A 2058-nucleotide genomic window follows, 5' to 3' on the forward strand; every position below is an offset into this window, starting at 1 on the left:
CTGGCTCTAAAGTTAATGAGTCTGGAGCCTAGCAAGGTTTGCCTATTTGAACGACTGGTAAGCGAACGAGATTGAGACTTCGCGCGCGAAGATCACCGGCCACAGCGACGAAACCTGTATGCCTTGGCAAATGGAATTGGTGGAAACGAAGGCCGCGTCGGCCAAGGTCGCTGACATAAAATCGGCCGCCTTCATAAACCAGCCGGATACATAGTCGAGGGAAAGCGTGTCCTTGCATCGTCCGGCAAAAACAGCTTTCAGCTCCGCCTTCTGCTCATCGGACTGATACTTACGTCCGAGATACGGCGGATTGCCGCAGATGTAGGTTTCGCCGCCTTCGTTCTCAAAGTCGATCTGCGCCTGATTAAGAGGTGTCCGAAACAGGTCATCGCCAACCAGCTTAACGCCGGTTCCGGTCGGTGGGCATATAGAAAGCCAGTCGAGCCTCAGCGCGTTGCCGCAAGTAATCCAGTTCTGTGCATCCAGCGGCAAGAAGTCCTGTAGGGCGTCCTTCTGCCCGCGATACAGCACGTCACACTGATACTCAGCGATAATAAGGGCTAGCCGGGCGATCTCGGCGGGGAAGTCGCGTAGCTCAATGCCTCGGAAGTTGGTCAGCGGAATATCCGATTTCCGCCCTGCCTCGCCGCGACGCTCATTGATGATCGCCTCGATGGACCGCATTTCCTTATAGGCGATGACAAGGAAGTTGCCGCTGCCGCAGGCAGGATCAAAAACACGGATACGCGCCATGCGGTTACGGAGATTGAGGAGCTTGCGGGGATTGTCGCCGGCTTCCTCCAGCTTCTCACGCAAATCGTCCAGAAAGAGCGGGTTCAGCACCTTCAGGATGTTGGGGACGCTGGTGTAGTGCATCCCCAAGGCCCCGCGCTCCTCGTCGTCGGCGACGGCCTGAATCATCGACCCGAAAATGTCCGGGTTGATCTTCCGCCAATCGAGATTGCCGATGTGGAGCAAATAGGTCCGGGCGATCTTACTGAAATGTGGCACGTTCAGACTGCCCGAAAACAGCCCGCCGTTGACATAGGGAAACACATCCGCCCAACGGGGCAGCGCGGCGCTCGCTCGATCCTTGATCGGCGAGTTCATGGCGCGGAAAATCTCGCCGATCACCTCATGGGTGTTCGCCGAATCCCGTGCGCTCATCTGGTCGATAGTGGCAGTGAACAGGCCGGTGCCGTTAAAGATGTCGGTATCTTCCGCGAAGAAACAGAAGATCAGCCGGGCCATGAAGTGATTCATGTGCGGACGGCGCTCGGCGCTCCCCCAATCGGGATTGTCTTTCAGCAGTTCGACATAGAGCTTGTTGAGGCGGCTCGTGGCGCGGATGTCGAATGAACTATCCCGCACCTGCTTGACGGTGGTGATCCCGGCAAGAGGCAGGAAGAATCCGAAATGGTTCGGAAAGTCGGCTAGGCGCAGGCAACGGTTTCGCCGGATTCGATGTCCTCGGCCTCGAAGGTGACGCCATCGGTGGCGAGGATGAACTTGGCCTTGCTGCGCGTCGTGGCTGGGCTGGCTCGCAGCGCGGCAAGTTTCTCCGTCACGCTACCTGCGTCGGTAGTCGCAATATGGATGTTGCTGGTCTGGAGAACGCCGCCCACATCGGATTTGTTCGATGCGCCCGAACGCAGCCGCTTGATGGTCGTGGCCTTGTTGCCGAAGGCTTCGAGAAAAGCGAACGGGAACTCTGTCGCGTCGAACGGCTGCTCGGCGAGCGCGGATATGGCCTCTTCAATCTCGACGGCGTTCATGCGTTCCTCCGCTTTCCGTGGTCGATGCACGGAAAGGCTCGACCTTGATCTTCTTGGCCCGACGCATGACCTCGGCCAGCTCGTAATCAAGCTGCCGCATTAGCCACTCACGGGCAGGTGTGCCGAACGCCTTTTCCAGCCGGACAGCCATCTCCGGCGAGATGCCCGACCGGGCGTTCAGCAGGTTGCTGAGGGTCTGTCGATCAACACCAAGAACCCGAGCGGCGTCGGTGACGCTCAATCCGTTCTTTGAACCGCGCCGGGTTTGCCGGAGGCTCCAACT

Annotated in this window: 1 protein-coding gene and 1 pseudogene; both read right to left on the bottom strand. The window is 58.5% G+C overall.

What is annotated here, in order from left to right; translation table 11 throughout:
• Positions 1-45 precede the first annotated feature (45 nt).
• Positions 46-1775, bottom strand: a pseudogene (locus E3D03_RS20520) (DNA methyltransferase); the annotation flags it as partial.
• Positions 1756-2058, bottom strand: a 303-nt coding sequence (locus tag E3D03_RS20530) for a HigA family addiction module antitoxin (protein WP_263568490.1), incomplete at its 5' end; no start/stop codon positions are given. The gene E3D03_RS20530 and the pseudogene E3D03_RS20520, both read right to left, overlap by 20 nt.

The sequence above is a fragment of the Paracoccus sp. DMF genome, assembly GCF_004407025.1.
Lineage (GTDB): Bacteria > Pseudomonadota > Alphaproteobacteria > Rhodobacterales > Rhodobacteraceae > Paracoccus > Paracoccus aminovorans_B.